The 18,602-nt window shown below is 71.2% G+C and carries 13 protein-coding genes and 1 tRNA gene; 5 read left to right on the top strand and 9 right to left on the bottom strand.

Annotated features, from left to right (window positions below):
* Positions 1–5: 5 nt before the first annotated feature.
* Complete coding sequence (locus tag MFF61_RS26310; RefSeq protein WP_238240656.1) at positions 6–2,048, bottom strand: TRAP transporter permease; 2,043 nt, start codon at positions 2,046–2,048, stop codon at positions 6–8.
* A gap of 1,061 nt (positions 2,049–3,109) precedes the next feature.
* Between MFF61_RS26310 and MFF61_RS26305 the strand changes: the two genes are divergently transcribed.
* Positions 3,110–3,598, top strand: coding sequence for a hypothetical protein (locus tag MFF61_RS26305; protein WP_238240655.1), 489 nt, complete (start codon positions 3,110–3,112; stop codon positions 3,596–3,598).
* Positions 3,599–3,707: 109 nt separating this feature from the next.
* Here MFF61_RS26305 and MFF61_RS26300 read toward each other — a convergent pair.
* Both MFF61_RS26300 and MFF61_RS26295 read right to left on the bottom strand, forming a co-directional pair.
* Positions 3,708–3,792 (bottom strand) — tRNA-Leu (locus MFF61_RS26300).
* 47 nt (positions 3,793–3,839) lie between these two features.
* Positions 3,840–4,982, bottom strand: coding sequence for a ceramide glucosyltransferase (locus MFF61_RS26295; RefSeq protein WP_238240654.1), 1,143 nt, complete (start codon positions 4,980–4,982; stop codon positions 3,840–3,842).
* Positions 4,983–5,150: 168 nt separating this feature from the next.
* On the opposite strand from MFF61_RS26295, the gene MFF61_RS26290 reads away from it, so the two are divergent.
* The gene (locus MFF61_RS26290) at positions 5,151–7,235 is read left to right on the top strand and encodes a prolyl oligopeptidase family serine peptidase (RefSeq protein WP_373324804.1); all 2,085 of its coding nucleotides are present in this window, start codon (positions 5,151–5,153) and stop codon (positions 7,233–7,235) included.
* Positions 7,236–7,381: 146 nt separating this feature from the next.
* Here the strand turns inward: MFF61_RS26290 and ygfZ are convergent, their stop codons facing one another.
* The gene (gene ygfZ, locus MFF61_RS26285) at positions 7,382–8,212 is read right to left on the bottom strand and encodes a CAF17-like 4Fe-4S cluster assembly/insertion protein YgfZ (RefSeq protein ID WP_238240653.1); all 831 of its coding nucleotides are present in this window, start codon (positions 8,210–8,212) and stop codon (positions 7,382–7,384) included.
* Between the two features lie 115 nt (positions 8,213–8,327).
* Between ygfZ and MFF61_RS26280 the strand changes: the two genes are divergently transcribed.
* Positions 8,328–9,668 (top strand): dihydroorotase, encoded by a 1,341-nt coding sequence (locus MFF61_RS26280; RefSeq protein WP_238240652.1) that lies wholly within the window; start codon positions 8,328–8,330, stop codon positions 9,666–9,668.
* An 81-nt stretch (positions 9,669–9,749) separates the two neighbouring features.
* On the opposite strand, the gene glcF is transcribed toward MFF61_RS26280, so the two are convergent.
* Positions 9,750–11,093: a glycolate oxidase subunit GlcF gene (glcF, locus tag MFF61_RS26275; RefSeq protein WP_238240651.1), complete on the bottom strand. Its 1,344-nt coding sequence runs from the start codon at positions 11,091–11,093 to the stop codon at positions 9,750–9,752.
* A 113-nt stretch (positions 11,094–11,206) separates the two neighbouring features.
* Here glcF and MFF61_RS26270 point away from each other — a divergent pair, with 113 nt between their 5' ends.
* Positions 11,207–11,806 (top strand): SOUL family heme-binding protein, encoded by a 600-nt coding sequence (locus MFF61_RS26270; RefSeq protein ID WP_238240650.1) that lies wholly within the window; start codon positions 11,207–11,209, stop codon positions 11,804–11,806.
* Between the two features lie 9 nt (positions 11,807–11,815).
* On the opposite strand, the gene lepA is transcribed toward MFF61_RS26270, so the two are convergent.
* The 4 genes from lepA to MFF61_RS26250 form a co-directional block, all read right to left on the bottom strand.
* A complete protein-coding gene (gene lepA, locus MFF61_RS26265) occupies positions 11,816–13,621 on the bottom strand; it encodes a translation elongation factor 4 (RefSeq protein ID WP_238240649.1) in 1,806 nt (601 codons plus the stop codon).
* Positions 13,622–13,741: 120 nt separating this feature from the next.
* Positions 13,742–14,836 carry an NAD(P)/FAD-dependent oxidoreductase gene (locus tag MFF61_RS26260; protein ID WP_238240648.1) on the bottom strand — a complete coding sequence of 365 codons (1,095 nt, stop codon included), beginning with the start codon at positions 14,834–14,836 and terminating at the stop codon, positions 13,742–13,744.
* Positions 14,837–14,923: 87 nt separating this feature from the next.
* On the bottom strand, positions 14,924–16,534 hold the full coding sequence (locus tag MFF61_RS26255; RefSeq protein ID WP_238240647.1) for a phosphoenolpyruvate carboxykinase: 1,611 nt from the start codon (positions 16,532–16,534) through the stop codon (positions 14,924–14,926).
* Positions 16,535–16,740: 206 nt separating this feature from the next.
* Positions 16,741–17,508 carry a HugZ family pyridoxamine 5'-phosphate oxidase gene (locus MFF61_RS26250; protein WP_238240646.1) on the bottom strand — a complete coding sequence of 256 codons (768 nt, stop codon included), beginning with the start codon at positions 17,506–17,508 and terminating at the stop codon, positions 16,741–16,743.
* 366 nt (positions 17,509–17,874) lie between these two features.
* On the opposite strand from MFF61_RS26250, the gene MFF61_RS26245 reads away from it, so the two are divergent.
* On the top strand, positions 17,875–18,591 hold the full coding sequence (locus tag MFF61_RS26245; RefSeq protein ID WP_238240645.1) for a response regulator transcription factor: 717 nt from the start codon (positions 17,875–17,877) through the stop codon (positions 18,589–18,591).
* Positions 18,592–18,602: the final 11 nt, after the last annotated feature.

Here is an 18,602-nt window from a genome sequence, read left to right as displayed (position 1 = left end):
CCGTTTCACGACCGTGCCGTCGGCACCGAGCCGGCCGGCGCGTAGGCCTGTTTCACCATGACCACGACCCCGATCACCAACCCAATGGCGACGAGGTACTGGATGTTGCGTCCCGTCACCGCCTCGAGCAGGGGTTCGATGATGCTCGGGACGACGAGCAGCAGCCCGGACAGGAGCAGGAGTCCTCGCTCGACCGGGGTGGTCCGGCGCAGCGCCCAGTTCTGCGCGGCGGCCGCCAGGGCGGTGAGGCCGAGGGCCGTCTGCAGGGTGATCCAGACGATGCTGAGGATCGAGCCGTCGCTCGGCACCTGCATGAGAAGCCCGACGCCGTCCGGGGCGAGCACGAACACGAACGGCACGATGAAGGCCGGCAGCGTGTACTTCCACGATTGGAGCGTGGTCAGGTACGGGTTGCCGCCCGTGATCGCGGCCGCGGCGAAGGGCGAAAGCGCCGTGGGGGGCGAGACCTCCGACAGCACGGCGTAGTAGAAGATGAACATGTGGGCCGCGTAGTCCGGCACGCCGAGCTTCGTCAGGGCCGGCGCGGCGATCACCGCGCAGATGATGTAGGATGCGGTGACCGGCACGGCGAGGCCGATGATCCAGACGATCAGGGCGGTGTAGAGGGCCGTGAGGATCAGCGACCCGCCCGCGTAGGTGATCACGATCGACGAGAACTTCAGGCCGAGGCCCGTGAGCGTCACCACGCCGACGACGATGCCGGCCGAGGCGCAGGTCACGGCCGCGTTCAGCGACCCGATCGATCCGTCCGCCAGCGCCCGCACGAGCTTGCGCGGCCACAGCGCGGTCTCCGCGCGCAGGAAGCTGAGGGCGAAGGTGACGGCGGTGGCGTAGAACACCGACAGCATCGGCGAGAAGCCGATCAGCATGAAGCCGACGACCGCCGCCAGCGAGACGAAGTGGAAGCCGTACCGGCGCACCATGCGGCCGAGCGGCATCTCCTGCTCGAAACGGACGTCGTGCGCGCCGAAGCGGCGGGCGTCGAGTTCCACCATGATGAGCAGGGAGAGGTAGTAGAGACATGTCGGGATGGTCGCCATCCGCAGCACGTCGAGGTAGGAGATCTTCAGGAACTCGGCGATGAGGAAGGCCGCGGCGCCGAGCACGGGCGGCGACAGGATGGCGCCGAGGCCCCCGGCCGCCAGCAGGCCGCCGGCCGCATCGCGCGTGAAGCCGGCCTTGGCGAGCATGGGCGAGGCCACCGATCCGATCATCACGGTCGTCGCGACGCCGGAGCCCGACGGGCCGCCGAGCAGGAACGACGACAGCACCACGGTGCGTCCCGCGCTGTTCGGGCGCCCGCCCATCAGCGCCAGCGAGAAGTCGATGAAGAACTTGCCGGCGCCGGATTGCTGGAGGAACGCGCCGTAGATCGTGAACAGGATGATGAGCGTCGCCGACACGTCGACCGCGACGCCGAAGATCCCCTCCAGCGTCATGAACAGGTGGCCGACGAGGCGGCTGACGTCGTAGCCGCGATGCGTCCAGGGGGCCGGCAGGTGCGGCCCCAGCATCGCGTAGGCGATGAAGAGCAGCGCGACCACCGGCATGATCGCGCCGGTCGCGCGCCGCGTCGCTTCGAGCAGGATGACGATGAAGACGAGGCCGAGCACGACGTCCATGCGCTCCGGCACGGTGGCGCGGTCGGTGAAATCCTCGCCGCCCCAGAGCGCGTAGCCGATGATGCCGACGGCGAGGAGGCCGGGCACGATGTCCCACAGGCGGATCCGGTCGCGGAAACGGGCGGCGGCGGGAAAGAGCAGAAAGCAGAGCAGCAGCACGAACGCCACGTGGATGTAGCGCAGCTCCTGCGTCGGCACGATGCTGTAGGCGGCGTAGAGGTGAAACAGGCTCATCGCCACGGCGATGGCGGTGACGATCGAGCCGGCCATGCCGCCGAGGCGGTTCGTGGCTCCCTCTTCCGCCTCGATATAGGCCTCGGCCTCGCGCAGCGCCTCGGTGGAAACCTCCTCCGGCGCGCCGGCCGCGGGCGCCGGCCCGGACTCCCTCCTCGTGGCCTCCGTCATGAACGTGTCCTATGTGCGTCGGGTGCAGGGAGGCTGGCGCGGACGGCACGCGCCGCCGCGTGCGCCGGGCGGCGCAAGGTGTATTCGATGGTGGGAACGGTCGTGGCCTGCGCGCGCTGTCCCGAAGGCCGACGACTGCCCATGCCGGGACAGGGTGTGGCCAAGCTCGTCCAGACCGACGCCTTCAGCGCAGCCGTGAGCTGGCGCATTCCCGCATCCCCTCCCGATCAGCGTCAAACTGCGCTGTTGGGCGCGATCTTACACTCCGCCTCGTCATAGTCGAGTAGCTTCCGGCCGGCCTGCACATGTCGATGCTGCGCCGGAGGCGAAGCGGGGCGCCAACGCGGTGGCCCCGCGCCGGAGCCCGCTGCATTGGGGCGCGTGCCGGAGCAGACTCACGAATATTCCAGCTTTCCTTGCGTATAGAGGTGATAATACCATTGGCTTTACTGAGTCGCTCCTCCGCCGCGTCCACGGTGAATGCGCCGCTCCGGCGCCGTGCGGCTGCAGGCCGATGGCGCGGCCTTGGGTCGGCGCTGCCAGACAGATCGCAGGCCTGCACGGCGATCTGCCGGGACGCGGGTGGGCCTGGGAAGAGCCTGCGCCCGGCCCATTGATCGCGGACACGGCGCCTCGTCATGTGCCCCATCGTTCGCCATCGATGGGTCAGGATCGATGCCTGCCGACCTCGTCCGCAAGCTCCAATGAAACCACACCGCTCAACTCGGAAATTATAACATAAATTAATATTTCCGCTATTCAATCTGCGCGGCGGCCAAAGTATGCTATTTTCCTGCCTTCTTTAAGGTGACATACTACAGGAAAACAAAAGCTTTGCTTTGCAAAGCAAGTCCTGACCCACTCCACTGCCGAGCTTGTCTGTCATCAGCGTCGGCGGAGCGGTGAGACAAGGATGCGGATCCGGCGTGAAGGATTCCTCCGCCAATCCCGCCTCGTATCCGGCCGGGCAGGCTGCCGGGACGTATGCAGGCCACTTGACCCTACGATCGCTCCGAGAGGCTGACGCCCGGCCTTACGCAGCCTTCAGGGAGGAGCTTCCGATGCAGACGCCCATCGCTCATCGGCACGCCGACGGATCGGCGCATTTCTCGTATTGCTGCCCGGAGGATCTCGGTCCGTATCCGCGCTTCGCGTGGCAGCGGAGACGTCCGGCCGGATCACGCGGACCTCGATCGAGAACCGCGTTGGGCCTGTTCGGAGCGGCCTTCGCCGTGGCGACAGCCGCGTTCTGGGCGACGATGCTGATCTCTCCACCGGTCTCCGTCGCGACGGCCGTCGCCGAGCCCGCGCGGCACTGTGCGCTGATGGAGCAGACCGTTCGGCCGTGGGTGGACCGCGAGGCGGCGCGGCGGGCCCGCGTGCGCGTTCTTGCGGATCAGGCGACCTTCAACGAACTCCTGCTGCGCTACCAGTCCGCGCACGGCCAATGCCTCTCGGGCAAGATCCGGGAGGCCGAGAGCACCTTGCGGCACCTGGAAGCGATCATCATCGCACGCGCCGACAAGCTTGTTCTGCGGGATGACGACTGAACCTCTTCGCCGCCCCGCCACGCTGAGGGCTTGCGCATCGGGCGCCGTCCTCGCCGGACCGGCGCATGCGGCGGCCGGGCGCGGAATGTGAGCCTCTCACGAGAGGGGCTGGTGCCCGCAGAGGGAATCGAACCCCCACGCCTTGCGGCTGACGATTTTGAGTCGTCCGCGTCTACCAATTCCGCCATGCGGGCACGGCGCCGGTCTGCCGCGGCGTCCGCCGGGTGTCAATCCCGGCGCGTCAGGCGGGCGCGTCCGCTTCGAGCCGGGCGGCGGCCTTGGTCGGAATGTCCATCGCGGTGCCGCGCCAGACCGTGCCGCGGGCGATCCAGGCGGTACACCACAGCGGAATCAGCAGCAGGTCGCGCACGAGGCAGGCGGCCGGCATCCGCCAGGAGCGGTGCCAGCCGTTGCGGGCCGCGAGCCGCCATTCCGTGCCGTACCACAGGCCGCAGACGGACAGCGCCGCGAGGCTGCCGGTCAGGCCGCCACCGGCCGCCAGGAAGCCGAGGAGAGCCGGCGGCACGGCGCCGGTGCCGATCTCGGGGGCGAAGAACAGCGGGAAGGTGACGCGGCGCAGACGCGCCCAGCGCACCTGCCGCGACCAGACCTCGGCGAGCCGGCGCCGCCCGAGCGGCTGCGGGAAGGGTGCGCCTACCAGGTGGACCCGCCGGCCGGCCGCGCGCACCAGCTTCGTCGCCGCCGCATCCTCGGCGATCTCCGCCCCGAGCGCCCGGATGCCGCCCCGCGCGTCGAGGAACGGCCGGTGCCAGAGCATGCTCTTGCCCTGCGCGAAACCGAGGCCGAGGCTCTCGCCCGCGTATTGCCAGCGCGCCTGCAGGGTGTTGAGGAAGGCGCATTCCACCTCGGCCCAGAATCCCTGCGGCCGGGCGCCCACCGGCGTCGAGCAGACGAGACCGGTATCCGGCCGCCACGCGGCGCGCAGGCGCTGCAGGTAGTCGGGCGGCATCAGGACGTTCGAATCCGCCAGCACGATCCAGTCATGGCGCGACGCCTCCCAGCCCCGCACGCAGTTGTTGAGCTTCGGGTTCCGGCTCACCCGCTCGTCGCCGACGATCAGGCGTGAAGGGATGCCGGGATGCTCCGCCATCAGCCGGCGCACCAGCGGCACGATCGGGTCGCCGGCCCGCGCGACGCAGAAGACGAGTTCGTAGGCGGGGTAGTCGAGGAGGAAGCCCGAGCGCAGCGTCTCCTCGCTGAAGGTCTCCAACCCGCAGACCGGGCGCACGATCGAGACCGGCACCGAGGCCTCATCCCCGCCCCGGCGGGTGCGGCCGATGCGGCCCATCGCGATCCCGAGGCTGACGAAGTTGATCAGCGTCAGGCCGAGGCAGAGGGCGGCGGCGAGGACGGTGCCGGTCATGCGGGATCCTGGGACGAGCCGTCGAAGCGGGAGAACCGCCCCTGTCTCAAACCTCCGCCGTGTTGCAGCCGTGTGACGGAGCGCCCCCCTGGACGCCCGGCCGCATCCGGCTAGGTTCGCCGGGTTCCCGTATCGCCCGCTCCCTCGCTTCCGCCCGGACCGATCCCGATGCTTCAGCCCGATCCGCGCCCGACCCTCGCCGCGCCCGACGACGATCCGTACCTGTGGCTCGAGGAGATCGACGGGTCGCGTGCCCTCGCCTGGGTCGAGGCCCAGAATGCCGCCACGCTCGAGGCCTACGCGGACGGGCGCTTCGCCGCCGACCGGGACGGCCTGAAGGCCGCGCTCGACCGGCCGGACAAGATCGCGGGCGTCACGCGGCGCGGCGGGCTCCTCTACAATTTCTGGCAGGATGCCGAACACCCGCGCGGCCTGTGGCGGCGCACCACGCTCGAGTCCTACCGCAGCCCCGATCCGGCCTGGGAGGTGCTGCTCGATCTCGACGCGCTCGCCCGCGAGGAGAACGAGGACTGGGTCTGGGCGGGCGCGATCAGCCTGCCGCCCGCGCACGAGCGGGTGCTGCTCCAGCTCTCGCGCGGCGGCGGCGATGCCACGCTACTGCGGGAGTTCGACCTTTCGACGCGGCGTTTCGTGCCGGACGGCTTCGCGCTGCCGGAGGGCAAGAGCTATCCGGCCTGGCTCGATCCCGACACCGTGCTGCTGGCGAGCCCGCTCGGCGAGGACATGGCCACCCGCTCGGGCTATGCCCGCACGGTGCGGCTGTGGCGCCGCGGCAGCGATCCGATGCAGGCGGCGGTCCTGTTCGCGGCCGGCCCCGAGAGCATGGTGGTGTACGGCGCGCCCGACCGGGGCGTGGTGCCGGAGCGGATCGTGTTCGTCGAGCGCACCGGCTTCTTCGACGCGGCGATCCACATCGGCGACCGCGGCGGGCCGAAGACCCGGCTCGACCTGCCCACCGACGCCGAGGCGCAGTGGCACCGCGGCTCTCTGGCGGTGCGCCCGCGCAAGCCCTGGACCGTGGGCGGAACGACCTACGCCCCCGACACCGTGCTCGGCATCGGGCTCGACGCCTTCCTGGCGGGCGAGCGCGGCTTCCGGGTGCTGTTCGAGCCGGGACCGCGCCGGGCCCTGCAGGGCTTCTTCTGGACCGGCGGGCAGCTCGTCCTGTCGGTCCTCGACGACCTCCAGGCGCGCTTTCCCGTCTTCACGCCCTCGGATGGCTGGCGCGAGAGCGCGGTGGGCGGCCTGCCGGAACTCGGCATGGTGCAGGTCTGGTCCTTCGACGGCGAGGAGGAGGAATCGAACGGCGATCTGCTCGCCGCCGCCAACGACCCGGTCACGCCCGCGACCCTGATGCTGACGCGCCCCGGCCCGGCGTCCCCGACCGTGCTGCGCCAAGCCCCGGCGCTGTTCGACGCGGACGGCCTCGTGGTGACGCGCCACGAGGCCGTCTCGGTGGACGGCGAGCGGATCCCCTACGTGCAGGCCGGGCCGCCGGGGGAGACCGGCGAGGCCCCGGTGCACCTGTCGGGCTACGGCGGCTTCCAGGTCTCGAACCTCGCCGGCTACTCGGCGGTGATCGGGCGGCTGTGGCTCGCCAAGGGCGGCACGCGGGTGGTCGCCAACATCCGCGGCGGCGGCGAGTTCGGCACCCGCTGGCACGAGGCGGGCCGGCGCGAGGGCAAGGCGCTCAGCCACGACGATTTCGCGGCGGTGGCGGCCGATCTCGTCCGCCGGGGCGTGACGCGGCCGCAGCGCATCGCCGCCGAGGGCGGCTCGAACGGCGGCCTGCTCATCGCCAACATGCTGACCCGCTACCCCGAACGGTTCGGCGCGCTGCTGTGCACCATCCCGCTCATCGACATGCGCCGCTACCACCGGCTGCTGGCGGGGGCGAGCTGGGTGGCGGAGTACGGCGACCCCGACATGGCGGAGGACTGGGCCTTCCTGCAGCACATCTCCGCCTATCACGTCGCGGAAGCCGGGCGGTCCTACCCGCCGATCCTGATCGCCACCACCCGCCGCGACGACCGGGTGCATCCGGGCCACGCCCGCAAGATGGCTGCCAAGCTCCAGGCCATGGGCTACGCCGCGCGCTTCTACGAGCCGGAGGCCGGCGGGCACTCCTACGGCAAGAACAGCGCCGAGACCGCCGCCTTCGCGGCGCTCGGGATGGCCTTCCTGCGCCGGTCGATCGGCTGGGAGCCGCAAGTGGCCGAGAGCGCGGCCTGAGCCTGGTGCGCGCCCGGGGCCTTCGGGCGAGCGGCAGGATCCGCGCTCGGCGGAGCGTGAGCTCGTCAGCCGGCCTCGGCCGGCAAGGGGCTTCAGCCGGCCTCGGCCGGCAACGGGCTTCAGCCGGCCTCGGCCGGCAACGGGCTTCAGCCGGCCTCGGCCGGCATGGCAAAGCGCGCGAAGCCGGGTTTTTCCACGCTCACGGGCAGCCCCCCGGCCTCCGCCCCCTCCCCGGCCGCCAGCGCGTCGGCGAGCCGGTCGAGGCGCAGGAGCGCGAGGCCGCGATCGCCCGCGGCGCTGCCGGTCGTGCCGAGGGCCTTGCCGCCGGCGGTGACCGGCGTGCCGGCAGGGGCCGCCGCGCCGCCCGGGTAGCGCAGCATCACCACGCGGGTGCGCGCGGTGCCGCGGTGCTGCATGCGCGACACCACCTCCTGCCCGACATAGCAGCCCTTGCGGAAATCCACCCCGCCGAGCTCGTCCATCAGCGCCTCGTGCGGAAAGGCGTCGCCGAGGGTGAAATCGGCGCCGCTCTCCGGCACGCCGAGCCCGATCCGGTGGGCATGGTAGGCGCCCTCGTCCGCATCCGCGGCGGGCGCCTCGGGCGCGTGGAGGCGCCAGCCGAGCGCCGGCAGGCGCCCGTCGCGCAGCCAGCCCTCGCCGGGCGCCGCGTCCCAGGCCGCGCTCACCGTGAGCGGCGTCTCGGCCAGCGTCACCTTGGCGCGCAGCCGGTAGAGCGTCAGGCGCCGGATCAGGTCCGGCACCAGGGCGCGGGCGACGTCGAGGTGGAAGCCGTCGCCGGCCCGCGCGATCAGGAAGTCGAACAGGATCTTGCCCTGCGGGGTGAGCAGCGCGCCCGGCCGCGCCTCGCCGGGCGGCAGGGTCTCGACGTTGCAGGTCACGAGGCCCTGCAGGAAGCCCGCGGCCTCCTCGCCCGCGATGGCCACGACGGCGCGGTCCGGCAGGGGGGCGATGGGCATGCGGGCGGCTCCTTCGAATCCGGCGGCCGGCTTGAACCGGGACCGGGCCTGACATAAGCCGCCGCGGGGCCGCTCTCAATCGGCCCCGCGCCCTCGTGCCGAAGGACAGTGCCGGATGAGCCAGAGCTTCGACCTCCTCCTGCGCGGCGGCACCATCGTCAATCACGACGGGATCGGCCCGGCCGATCTCGGCGTGCGGGACGGGCGCATCGCGGCGATCGGCGACTTGGCCCAGGCCTCGGCCGGGCGGGTGCAGGATTGCACCGGGCTGCACCTCCTGCCGGGCGTGATCGACAGCCAGGTCCACTTCCGCGAGCCGGGGCTCGACCACAAGGAGGATCTGGAGACCGGCTCGCGCGCCGCCGTGATGGGCGGCGTCACCACCGTGTTCGAGATGCCGAACACCTCGCCCCAGACCACGAGCCCGGAGGCGCTGGCCGACAAGATCCGCCGCGGCCATCACCGCATGCACTGCGACTTCGCCTTCTGGGTCGGCGGCACGCACGAGAACGCCGCCGACGTGGCGGAGCTGGAGCGGCTGCCGGGCGCGGCCGGCATCAAGGTGTTCATCGGCTCGTCCACCGGCTCGCTGCTGGTCGAGGACGATGCCGGGCTGACCGAGATCCTGCGCCGCATCCGCCGCCGCGCCGCCTTCCACGCCGAGGACGAGGCGATGCTGCGCGAACGCAAGGGCCTGCGCGTGCCGGGAGATCCCTCCTCGCACCCGGTCTGGCGCTCGCCCGAGGCGGCGCTGAAGGCCACGCAGCGCCTCGTGCGCATCGCCCGCGAGACCGGCGCGCGCATTCACGTGCTGCACATCTCCACGGCCGAGGAGATGCGCTTCCTCGCGGCGCACAAGGACGTGGCGACGGTGGAGCTGACGCCCCACCACCTCACCCTCGACGGGACGGAGGCGTATGCGCGCCTGGGCACGCTGGTGCAGATGAATCCCCCCGTGCGCGATGCGGCCCATCGCGACGGGCTGTGGTGGGGGCTCTCGCAGGGGGTGGCCGACGTGCTCGGCTCCGACCATGCCCCGCACACGCTGGAGGAGAAGGCCAAGCCCTACCCGGATTCACCCTCTGGCATGACCGGCGTGCAGACCCTGGTGCCGATCATGCTCGACCACGTGGCGGCGGGCCGGCTCAGCCTCGCGCGCTTCGTGGACCTCACCAGCGCCGGTCCCCAGCGCGCCTTCGGCCTCGCCCGCAAGGGCCGGCTCGCGCTGGGCTACGACGCCGACGTCACGCTGGTGGACCTGAAGCGCCGCGAGACCATCACCAACGCCTGGATCGCCTCGCGCTGCGGCTGGACGCCCTACGACGGCACGCGCGTGACCGGCTGGCCCATCGGCACGGTCGTGCGCGGGCAGGTGGTGATGTGGGAGGGCAGCCTGGAGACCCCGTCGCGCGGCGAGGCGGCGCGGTTCGAGGAGGGCTTTCCGGCGCGGGAGTGAGTGCGGCGGCGGAAGGGCCAAGGCGCCGGAGCCCCTCACCCGAGTGGGACAGGGGCTCCCGACGTCGTCGTTCACGCACCCCTACTCGGCTGCCGCCATCGCGGGCCGGCGCTCCTCCAGCCCCTCCAGCGCGGCCGGCTTCGGGCCGCCCGTCGCCCAGTCGAGCAGTTCCACCGTGTGGACGATCGGGATCCCGGTGCCCTTCCCGATCTGCGTCACGCAGCCGATGTTGCCGGTGGCGATCAGGTCGGGGCGGATGCGCTCGATGTTGGCGACCTTGCGGGCGCGCAGGGCCGCGGCGAGTTCCGGCTGCAGGATGTTGTAGGTGCCTGCCGAGCCGCAGCAGATGTGGCCCTCCGGCACGTCCTTCACGGTGAAGCCGGCGCGCTTGATGAGCGCCTTGGGCTCGGTGCGGATGCCCTGGCCGTGCTGCATCGAGCAGGCGGAGTGATAGGCCACCACGAGGTCGCTCTCGACCACGGGCTCCATCAGCCCGAGGCCGGAGACGTACTCGGTCACGTCCTTGGCGATGGCGGAGACGCGCCGCGCCTTCTCGGCATAGGCCGGATCGTCGCGGAACATGAAGCCGTAATCCTTGATGGTGGTGCCGCAGCCCGAGGCCGTCACCACGATCGCGTCGAGCCCCTCGCCGTCCATCTCGGCGATCCAGGCATCGATGGTGCGCCTGGCGAAGGCGTGGGAGGATTCCTCCCGGCCCATGTGGTGGGTCAGCGCCCCGCAGCAGCCCTCCCCCTTCGCCTGCACCACCGTGATGCCGTGGCGGTTGAGGAGGCGGATCGCCGCCTCGTTGAAGTCCGGCCGCAGCACGCTCTGGGCGCAGCCGCGCAGCAGCGCCACCCGGCCCCGGGACGGGCCGGCGGGCGGGAAGCTGCCGGGGCGGTCGCCGGCCGCGCGGTTGGGCAGGGTCGCGGGGGCGAGGTCGAGCATGGCGGCGAGCCGGCTGCCGGCCCGCGGCAGGGCGGCGACGAGGCGCCGGAACGGGCGCCCGAGGGTCGCGGCGAGGAGCGCGAGGCGGAAGCGGTTCGGATAGGGCAGCACCTGGGCCAGCAGGGCGCGCATCCAGCGGTCCCCGACGGGCCGCCGGTAGGTCTCCTCGATATGCGCCCGGGCATGGTCGACGAGGTGCATGTAGTGCACGCCCGACGGGCAGGTCGTCATGCAGGACAGGCAGGACAGGCAGCGGTCGACGTGCTTGACCACCTCGGGCGTCGCCGGCTTGCCCCCCTCCAGCATGTCCTTGATCAGGTAGATGCGCCCGCGCGGCGAATCCAGCTCGTCGCCGAGCAGCAGGTAGGTCGGGCAGGTGGCGGTGCAGAAGCCGCAATGCACGCAGGTGCGCAGGATCTTCTCCGAAGCCGCCATGGCGGGATCGGCGAGCTGCTCCGGGGTGAAGTTGGTCTGCACGGCGGATCCTCGGTCGTGGTTCGGTCGGGTCGGCTTCTCTCGGGCCGGGGCTGTTCTAGAACACTTTCAAGGCGCGCGGGGCGGTCCCGCAACGCCGCATCCCCCGGTCCGCGATGGGAAAGTTCGGCTATTACCTCGTCACGGCGGCCGAGTCGGCACTCTCGGCGGTCGGCATCCGCGCCACCTACGAGCAGCCGCGCTATGCGGTGGTGCACCGCCTGCCGGGCGGCGTCGAGATCCGCGACTACGCCCCGCGGGCGGTGGTGGAGACCGAGGCGAAGGGCCCCGGCGACGCACAGGCCTTCCGGCGGCTCTTCCGCTACATCACGGGCGCGAACCGGGCCGAGCGGCTGGTCGCCATGACGGTGCCGGTGGAGCAGACCGGCGACCTCATTGCCATGACGGCGCCGGTGGAGGCCAGGGCGGGCGCGATGCGCTTCGTGCTGCCGCGGCGCGTCGTCGAGGACGGCGCGCCCGTCCCGACCGACCCGCAGGTGCGGATCGTCTCGCTTCCGGCGCAGCGCCTCGCGGTGCTGCGCTTCTCCGGCCGGCCGACGCAAGCGGCGCGGCGCGCCCGCGAGGCGGAGCTGCTGCGCGTGCTCGCCCAGGCCGGGCTCACGCCCGAGGGCGCACCGGCCTTCCTCGGCTACGACCCGCCGCTGACGCTGCCGTTCCTGCGCCGCAACGAGGTGGCGGTGGCGGTCACGGGGTGAGGCGGCGCCTCAGCTGTCCATCTTGAGGGCGGCGATGAAGGCCTCCTGCGGGATCTCGACCTTGCCGAACTGGCGCATGCGCTTCTTGCCCTCCTTCTGCTTGTCGAGGAGCTTGCGCTTGCGCGAGATGTCGCCGCCGTAGCACTTGGCGGTGACGTCCTTCGACAGGGCCCGGATGGTCTCGCGGGCGATGATCTTGCCGCCGATCGCCGCCTGGACCGGGATCTGGAACAGGTGGCGGGGGATCAGGTCCTTCAGCTTCTCGCACATCGCCCGCCCGCGCGACTCGGCGCGGGTGCGGTGGACCAGCATCGAGAGCGCGTCGACCGGCTCGGCATTCACGAGGATCGACATCTTCACGAGGTCGCCCTCGCGGTAATCGGAGATGTGATAATCGAACGAGGCGTAGCCCTTCGAGATCGATTTCAGGCGGTCGTAGAAGTCGAACACCACCTCGTTGAGCGGCAGGTCGTACACGACCATCGCGCGCTTGCCGACGTAGTTGAGATCGATCTGCGTGCCGCGGCGGTCCTGGCAGAGCTTGAGCACGCCGCCGAGATACTCGTCGGGCGTGAGGATCGTGGCGCGGATCCAGGGCTCTTCGATCGTATCGATCTTCATCACGTCGGGCATGTCGGCGGGGTTGTGCAGCTCCCGCATCTCGCCGTCGGACATGTTGAGGCGGTAGACCACGCTCGGCGCGGTCGAGATCAGGTCGAGGTTGAACTCGCGCTCCAGGCGCTCCTGGATGATCTCGAGGTGGAGGAGCCCGAGGAAGCCGCAGCGGAAGCCGAAGCCGAGCGCCGCGGAGGTCTCCATCTCGTAGGAGAACGAGGCGTCGTTGAGCCGGAGCTTGCCCATCGCCGCGCGCAGGTTCTCGAACTCGGCGGCGTCCACGGGGAAGAGGCCGCAGAACACGACCGGCTGCACCGGCTTGAAGCCCGGCAGCGCGTCCTTGGTCTGGCGCTTGTCCTCGGTGATTGTGTCGCCGACGCGGGTATCGGCCACCTCCTTGATCGAGGCGGTAAGGAAGCCGACCTCGCCGGGCCCGAGTTCGGCCACGTCCTGCATCTTGGGCCGGAACACGCCGATGCGGTCGACGCCGTAGACCGCGTCCGCCCCCATCATGCGGATGGTCATGCCCTTCTTCAGCACGCCGTCGACGATGCGCACCAGCACCACGACGCCGAGATAGACGTCGTACCAGGAATCGACCAGCAGCGCCTTCAGCGGCGCCTCGCGGTCGCCCTTGGGCGGGGGCAGCTTGGCGACGATCGCCTCGAGCACCGCCTCGATGTTGAGCCCGGTCTTGGCCGAGATCGGCACCGCCTCGGAGGCATCGATGCCGATCACCTCCTCGATCTGCTCCTTGACGCGGTCGGGCTCGGCCGCCGGCAGGTCGATCTTGTTGAGGACCGGCACGATCTCGTGGTTGGCGTCGATCGCCTGGTAGACGTTGGCCAGCGTCTGCGCCTCGACGCCCTGGCTCGCATCCACCACCAGCAGCGACCCCTCGCAGGCGGCGAGCGAGCGCGACACCTCGTAGGTGAAGTCCACGTGGCCGGGCGTGTCCATCAGGTTGAGGACGTAGTCGCGCCCGTCCTGCCCCTTGTAGTCGAGCCGGACCGTCTGCGCCTTGATGGTGATGCCGCGCTCGCGCTCGATGTCCATCGAGTCGAGCACCTGTTCGGTCATCTCGCGCGCGGTGAGCGCCCCGGTGAGCTGGATCAGGCGGTCGGCCAGCGTCGACTTGCCATGGTCGATATGCGCGACGATCGAGAAGTTGCGGATCGTGTCGATGGGCTTGGCGGTCATTCCGAGACGGTCTCCGGCGCGCAGGCGCGACGGTCAGCGTGGCGCACGGGGCATTGGGAAAGCGGACGGGAGATAGCAGCGACCCTGCCCCGCGCCAAGACGGCGGCGGGACGCATGGCCTCAGGCGCCCAGCCGGTCCGCCACGTCCTCGGCGAGGGACAGGCTCGACGTCAGGCCCGGGCTCTCGATGCCGAACATCTGCACGAGGCCGGGCAGGCCGTGATCGGCCGGGCCGTCGAGGACGAAATCCACGGCCGGCTGCCCGGGTCCCGACAGCTTCGGGCGGATGCCGGCATAATCGGCAAACAGCGCATCGTCCGGCAGGTCGGGCCAGTAGCGCCGGATGGCGGCGTAGAACAGCGCGCCGCGGCCGGGATCGACCTCGTAATCGGGCGCCTCGATCCACTCGACGTCCGGGCCGAAGCGCATGCGCCCGGCGAGATCGAGGGTGAGGTGGATCCCCAAGCCCCCTTCGACCGGCGCCGGATAGATCAGGCGCGTGAAGGCCGGGCGGCCGAGGCAGCCGAAGTAGTTGCCCTTGGCCAGCACGAGGCGGGGCACCCGCCCGGCCGGGTAGCCCTCGGTGGCGGCCGCGAGCGCGTGCGCCCCGAAGCTCGCCGCGTTGACGACCGCGTCCACGGCGAGGTCCCCGGGCGCCGCGCCGCCGAACACCGCGACCCAGCCGGCCCCGTCGCGCACCAGCCGCTCGACGGGCGTGTGGACGGCGAGCGCACCGCCATGCGCCTCAAGGTCCCCCTGCAGAGCCAGCATCAGGGCGTGGCTGTCGACGATGCCGGTTTCGGGCGAGAGCAGCGCCGCCGTGCAGGCGAGGTTGGGTTCAAGCCGGCGCGCCTGCGCCCCATCGAGGAGTTCCAGCCCCTCGACGCCGTTGGCCACGCCCTGCCGATGGATCGCCGCGATCTTGGCCCGCTCGGGCTCGGTCGCGGCGACGATGAGCTTGCCGGTCTTCGCATGCGGCACGCCGTGGCTGGCGCAGTAGGCGTAGAGCAGGCGCCGCCCCGCCACGCAGTGGCGGGCGCGCAGCGATCCCGCCGGGTAGTACATGCCGCCGTGGATGACCTCGGAGTTGCGCGAGGACACGCCGGTCCCGATGCCACCCTCGGCCTCCGCCACGATCACCTCGTGGCCGCGCAGGGCGAGCGCCCGCCCGCAGGCGAGCCCGACCACACCCGCACCGACGACGAGGATGAGCATCTTCCGCCGTTCTCCCGCGTGGCTTCATCAAGCCGCGGGATCCCTCTCCCGGATGGCAGAGGAATCCCGCGGATTCGCCGGTGAGGCCTACGCGGCGATCGACATGGTCGGCTCGGCGGCGCGCACGTCGGCGTCGACGTGGGCCTCGAACCGCTTGAAGTTCGCCTGGAACATCTCGACGAGGCGCTTGGCCGTTTCGGCGAAGGCCGCCTTATCCTGCCACGTCTTCACCGGGTAGAGGATGTGCGGCTCGACGCCCGGCACCGAGGTCGGCACCGCGAAGCCGAAATACGGGTCGCGGCGGAAATCCGCCTTGGCGAGCGAGCCGTCGAGGGCGGCGGTGAGCAGCCGCCGGGTGACGCGGATCGGCATGCGCCGGCCGGTCCCGACGCCGCCGCCGGTCCAGCCGGTGTTGACGAGCCAGCAATCGACGTGGTGGCGGGCGATCAGGTCGCGCAGCAGGTTGCCGTAGACCGAGGGGTGCCGCGGCATGAAGGGCGCGCCGAAGCAGGTCGAGAAGGTCGCCTCCGGCCCCTTCAGCCCCTTCTCGGTGCCGGCCACCTTGGCGGTGTAGCCCGAGAGGAAGTGGTACATCGCCTCGGCGCCGGTCAGCTTGGCGATCGGGGGCAGCACCCCGAAGGCGTCGCAGGTCAGCATCACGATGTTCCTGGGGTGCCCCGCCCGGCCCGTCGGGCTCGCATTCGGGATGAAGGGCAGCGGGTAGGCGCAGCGGGTGTTCTCGGTCTTCGAGGCGTCGTCGAAGTCGGGCAGGCGCGTGACCGGATCGATGGTCACGTTCTCCATCACCGTGCCGAAGCGCTCGGTGGTGGCGTAGATCTCGGGCTCGGCCTCGCGCGAGAGCCGGATGGTCTTGGCGTAGCAGCCGCCCTCGAAGTTGAAGATGCCCTGCGGGCTCCAGCCGTGCTCGTCGTCGCCGAGCAGCATCCGGGCCGGGTCGTTCGACAGGGTGGTCTTGCCGGTGCCCGACAGGCCGAAGAACAGGGCGGAATCGCCCTTCCCGCCCACGTTCGCCGAGCAGTGCATCGGCATCACGCCGGCCTTCGGCAGAATGTAGTTCAGGTAGGTGAACACCGATTTCTTCATCTCGCCCGCGTAGGACGAGCCGCCGATCAGCACGATCTTGCGGGTGAAGTCGCAGGCGATCACGGTCTCGGAGCGCACGCCGTGGCGGGCCGGGTCGGCCTTGAAGCTCGGCAGGTCGATGATCGTGAGGTCGGGCACGTAGCCGGCGATCTCGCTGCGCTCGGGGCGGATGAGCAGGTTGCGGATGAACAGCGAGTGCCACGCGTACTCGGTGAAGACGCGGGCGCGAACCCGGTGCGCCGGATCGGCGCCGCCGTAGAGATCCTGCGCGAACAGCTCCTTGCCCTCCGCATGGGCGAGGAAGTCCTGGTGCAGGACGTCGAACTGCGCGGGCGTGATCGAGCCGTTGTTGTCCCACCAGACCTCGTTCTCGGTCGCGGCGTCGCGGACCACGAACTTGTCCTTGGGCGAGCGGCCGGTGTGGATGCCGGTCTCGGCGACGAGCGCGCCGCCCGCGGCGAGCTGCGCCTCGCCCCGCTGGAGCGCCTGCTCGTAGAGGCTGGGCGCCTCAAGGTTCCAGAAAACGGCCTTCAGGTTGCGGAAGCCGACCTGACCGGCGCCGCACGCGCCGTTGAATACGCCGAAATCGCTCACGAGTGTTCCTCCTGGCGCCGCTGCCGGGGCGGGGGATCCACCCGGCGCGCGTCGCTCTCCTCGTTGACGCCGGACGCCGGTACCCTCGCCTCGCGACCGCCGCATCCGGACCGCGCGGGTCCGGTGAGCCCCGTTAGTAGGTGGCGAAACTTCGCGGTTCAATCGCTTTCACGATTTCGGGCAACGACAGAAGCGGGGATTTGTCACTAGCCCTGTTGCGCCGCCCGCGCCTCGGCCGCCATCCGCACCAGCACCGGCCGCAGCGCGCCGGGCTCCGCGAGCGGCTGCGGGAAAGCGACCCGGGCGGTGCGGTCGCCGGCCGCGAGGTCGAGCCCCTCCGGATCGAGGCCGGTGAGCCGCCACGGTCCCGGACCGGCGCCCGCGAAATGCGTCGCGTAGAGCGCCAGGGCGTCGGCATGGTCCTCGTTCATGTGCGCGACCGCCCCGGCCTCGCTCTCGGCGAGCGCCTCGAAGCCGGCGAGCGGCGTCAGCAGCTCCGCCGCCGTCAGGGTCGCGGCCTTGGCGAAGCCGCCGTTGAGGTGGCCGGCCGCCGGGTCCAGGCGGAAGAAGGCGAAATCCGGGAAGTCGGCGTAGAGCGCCGCCTTCGGGTGGCGGGCGAGGAAGCGGGCGCGGGCGCGGGGCTCGGGCGTGCGCCCGGCCCGGCCCGCCACGGTGAGGCGCGGGTGGGCGAGCGGGTCGCCCTTGCCGCCGGGGCTCAGCAGCAGCGAGCAGCGCGGCTCGGCCTCCAGGTTGAGCGTGTGCGCCGAGAGCCGCGACAGCAGCATCAGCGGCGCCCCGTCGAGATCGGTGGCGACGGTGACGAGCGAGGCGAAGGGCGATCCGTCCGCCCGGTCGAGCGTCGCGAGCGCCCCGACCCTAGTCGAGCGCAGCAGGTCCTTGGCGAGGCCGATCGCGTCGAAGGGGGCGGCCGCGGCGGGCAGCGGCGCGGCCTGGGGTCTCTCGGTCTCGGCCATCCTGGTCCTCTCACGCAAAGGGGCTCGGGTCCGCCGCAGCGTGCCGCCGGAGGCGGGCGGCGTCCATCGCCCCTCGCGTCGCGGGCGGGACAGTCGCCTCCGCGGCCGTCGCCTCCATGCCGCCGCGCCTGCCCCACGCGGGCGGGGTTGCGCACGAGCCACACCCGGCCTGCGACCAGTGCTCGCTTTTTCGCCGCGATGGTCTTAAGGGTGACGGAATCGTGGCGCCGCAGTCACTGTCCAGCCTTTTTCGGCCGGATGGCGGCACGGCCCGCGCGGCCGGATCGGAACCGGCGACATGTCGGGTGGCGTTCAGCAGGGTTCCGCGATCCTGCCCCGCAACGCCCCCTCATCCAGGGAATGCCCATGCCGACCATCGCCCTCGTCGACGACGACCGCAACATCCTCACCTCCGTGTCGATCGCGCTCGAAACCGAGGGGTATCGGATTCAGACCTACACGGACGGGGCCTCGGCCCTCGACGGCCTGAAGCACTCCCCGCCGGACCTCGCGATCTTCGACATCAAGATGCCGCGCATGGACGGCATGGAACTGCTGCGGCGCCTGCGCCAGAAATCCGACCTGCCGGTGATCTTCCTGACCTCGAAGGACGAGGAGATCGACGAGCTGTTCGGCCTCAAGATGGGGGCGGACGACTTCATCCGGAAGCCGTTCTCGCAGCGTCTGCTGGTCGAGCGGGTCAAGGCGGTGCTGCGCCGCTTCGCCGCCAAGGAGGCGGGGCCGGGCGCCTCGGCCCGCGAGGCGGAGGCCGCCGCCGCCCGCTCGCTGGAGCGCGGGCAGCTGATGATGGACCCCGAGCGCCACACCTGTACCTGGAAGGGCGAGCCGGTGACGCTGACCGTGACCGAGTTCCTGATCCTGCAGGCGCTGGCCCAGCGCCCCGGCGTCGTGAAGAGCCGCAACGCCCTCATGGACGCGGCCTACGACGATCAGGTCTACGTCGACGACCGCACCATCGACAGCCACATCAAGCGGCTGCGCAAGAAGTTCAAGGTGGTGGACACCAACTTCGACATGATCGAGACGCTCTACGGCGTCGGCTACCGCTTCAAGGAAGCCTGAGACGCGCATCG

Source organism: Methylobacterium isbiliense (assembly GCF_022179325.1).
In the GTDB taxonomy this organism is placed as follows: domain Bacteria; phylum Pseudomonadota; class Alphaproteobacteria; order Rhizobiales; family Beijerinckiaceae; genus Methylobacterium; species Methylobacterium isbiliense.
Note: the sequence above shows the minus strand (reverse complement) of the source record. Positions and strands in the feature narration are given on the sequence as shown.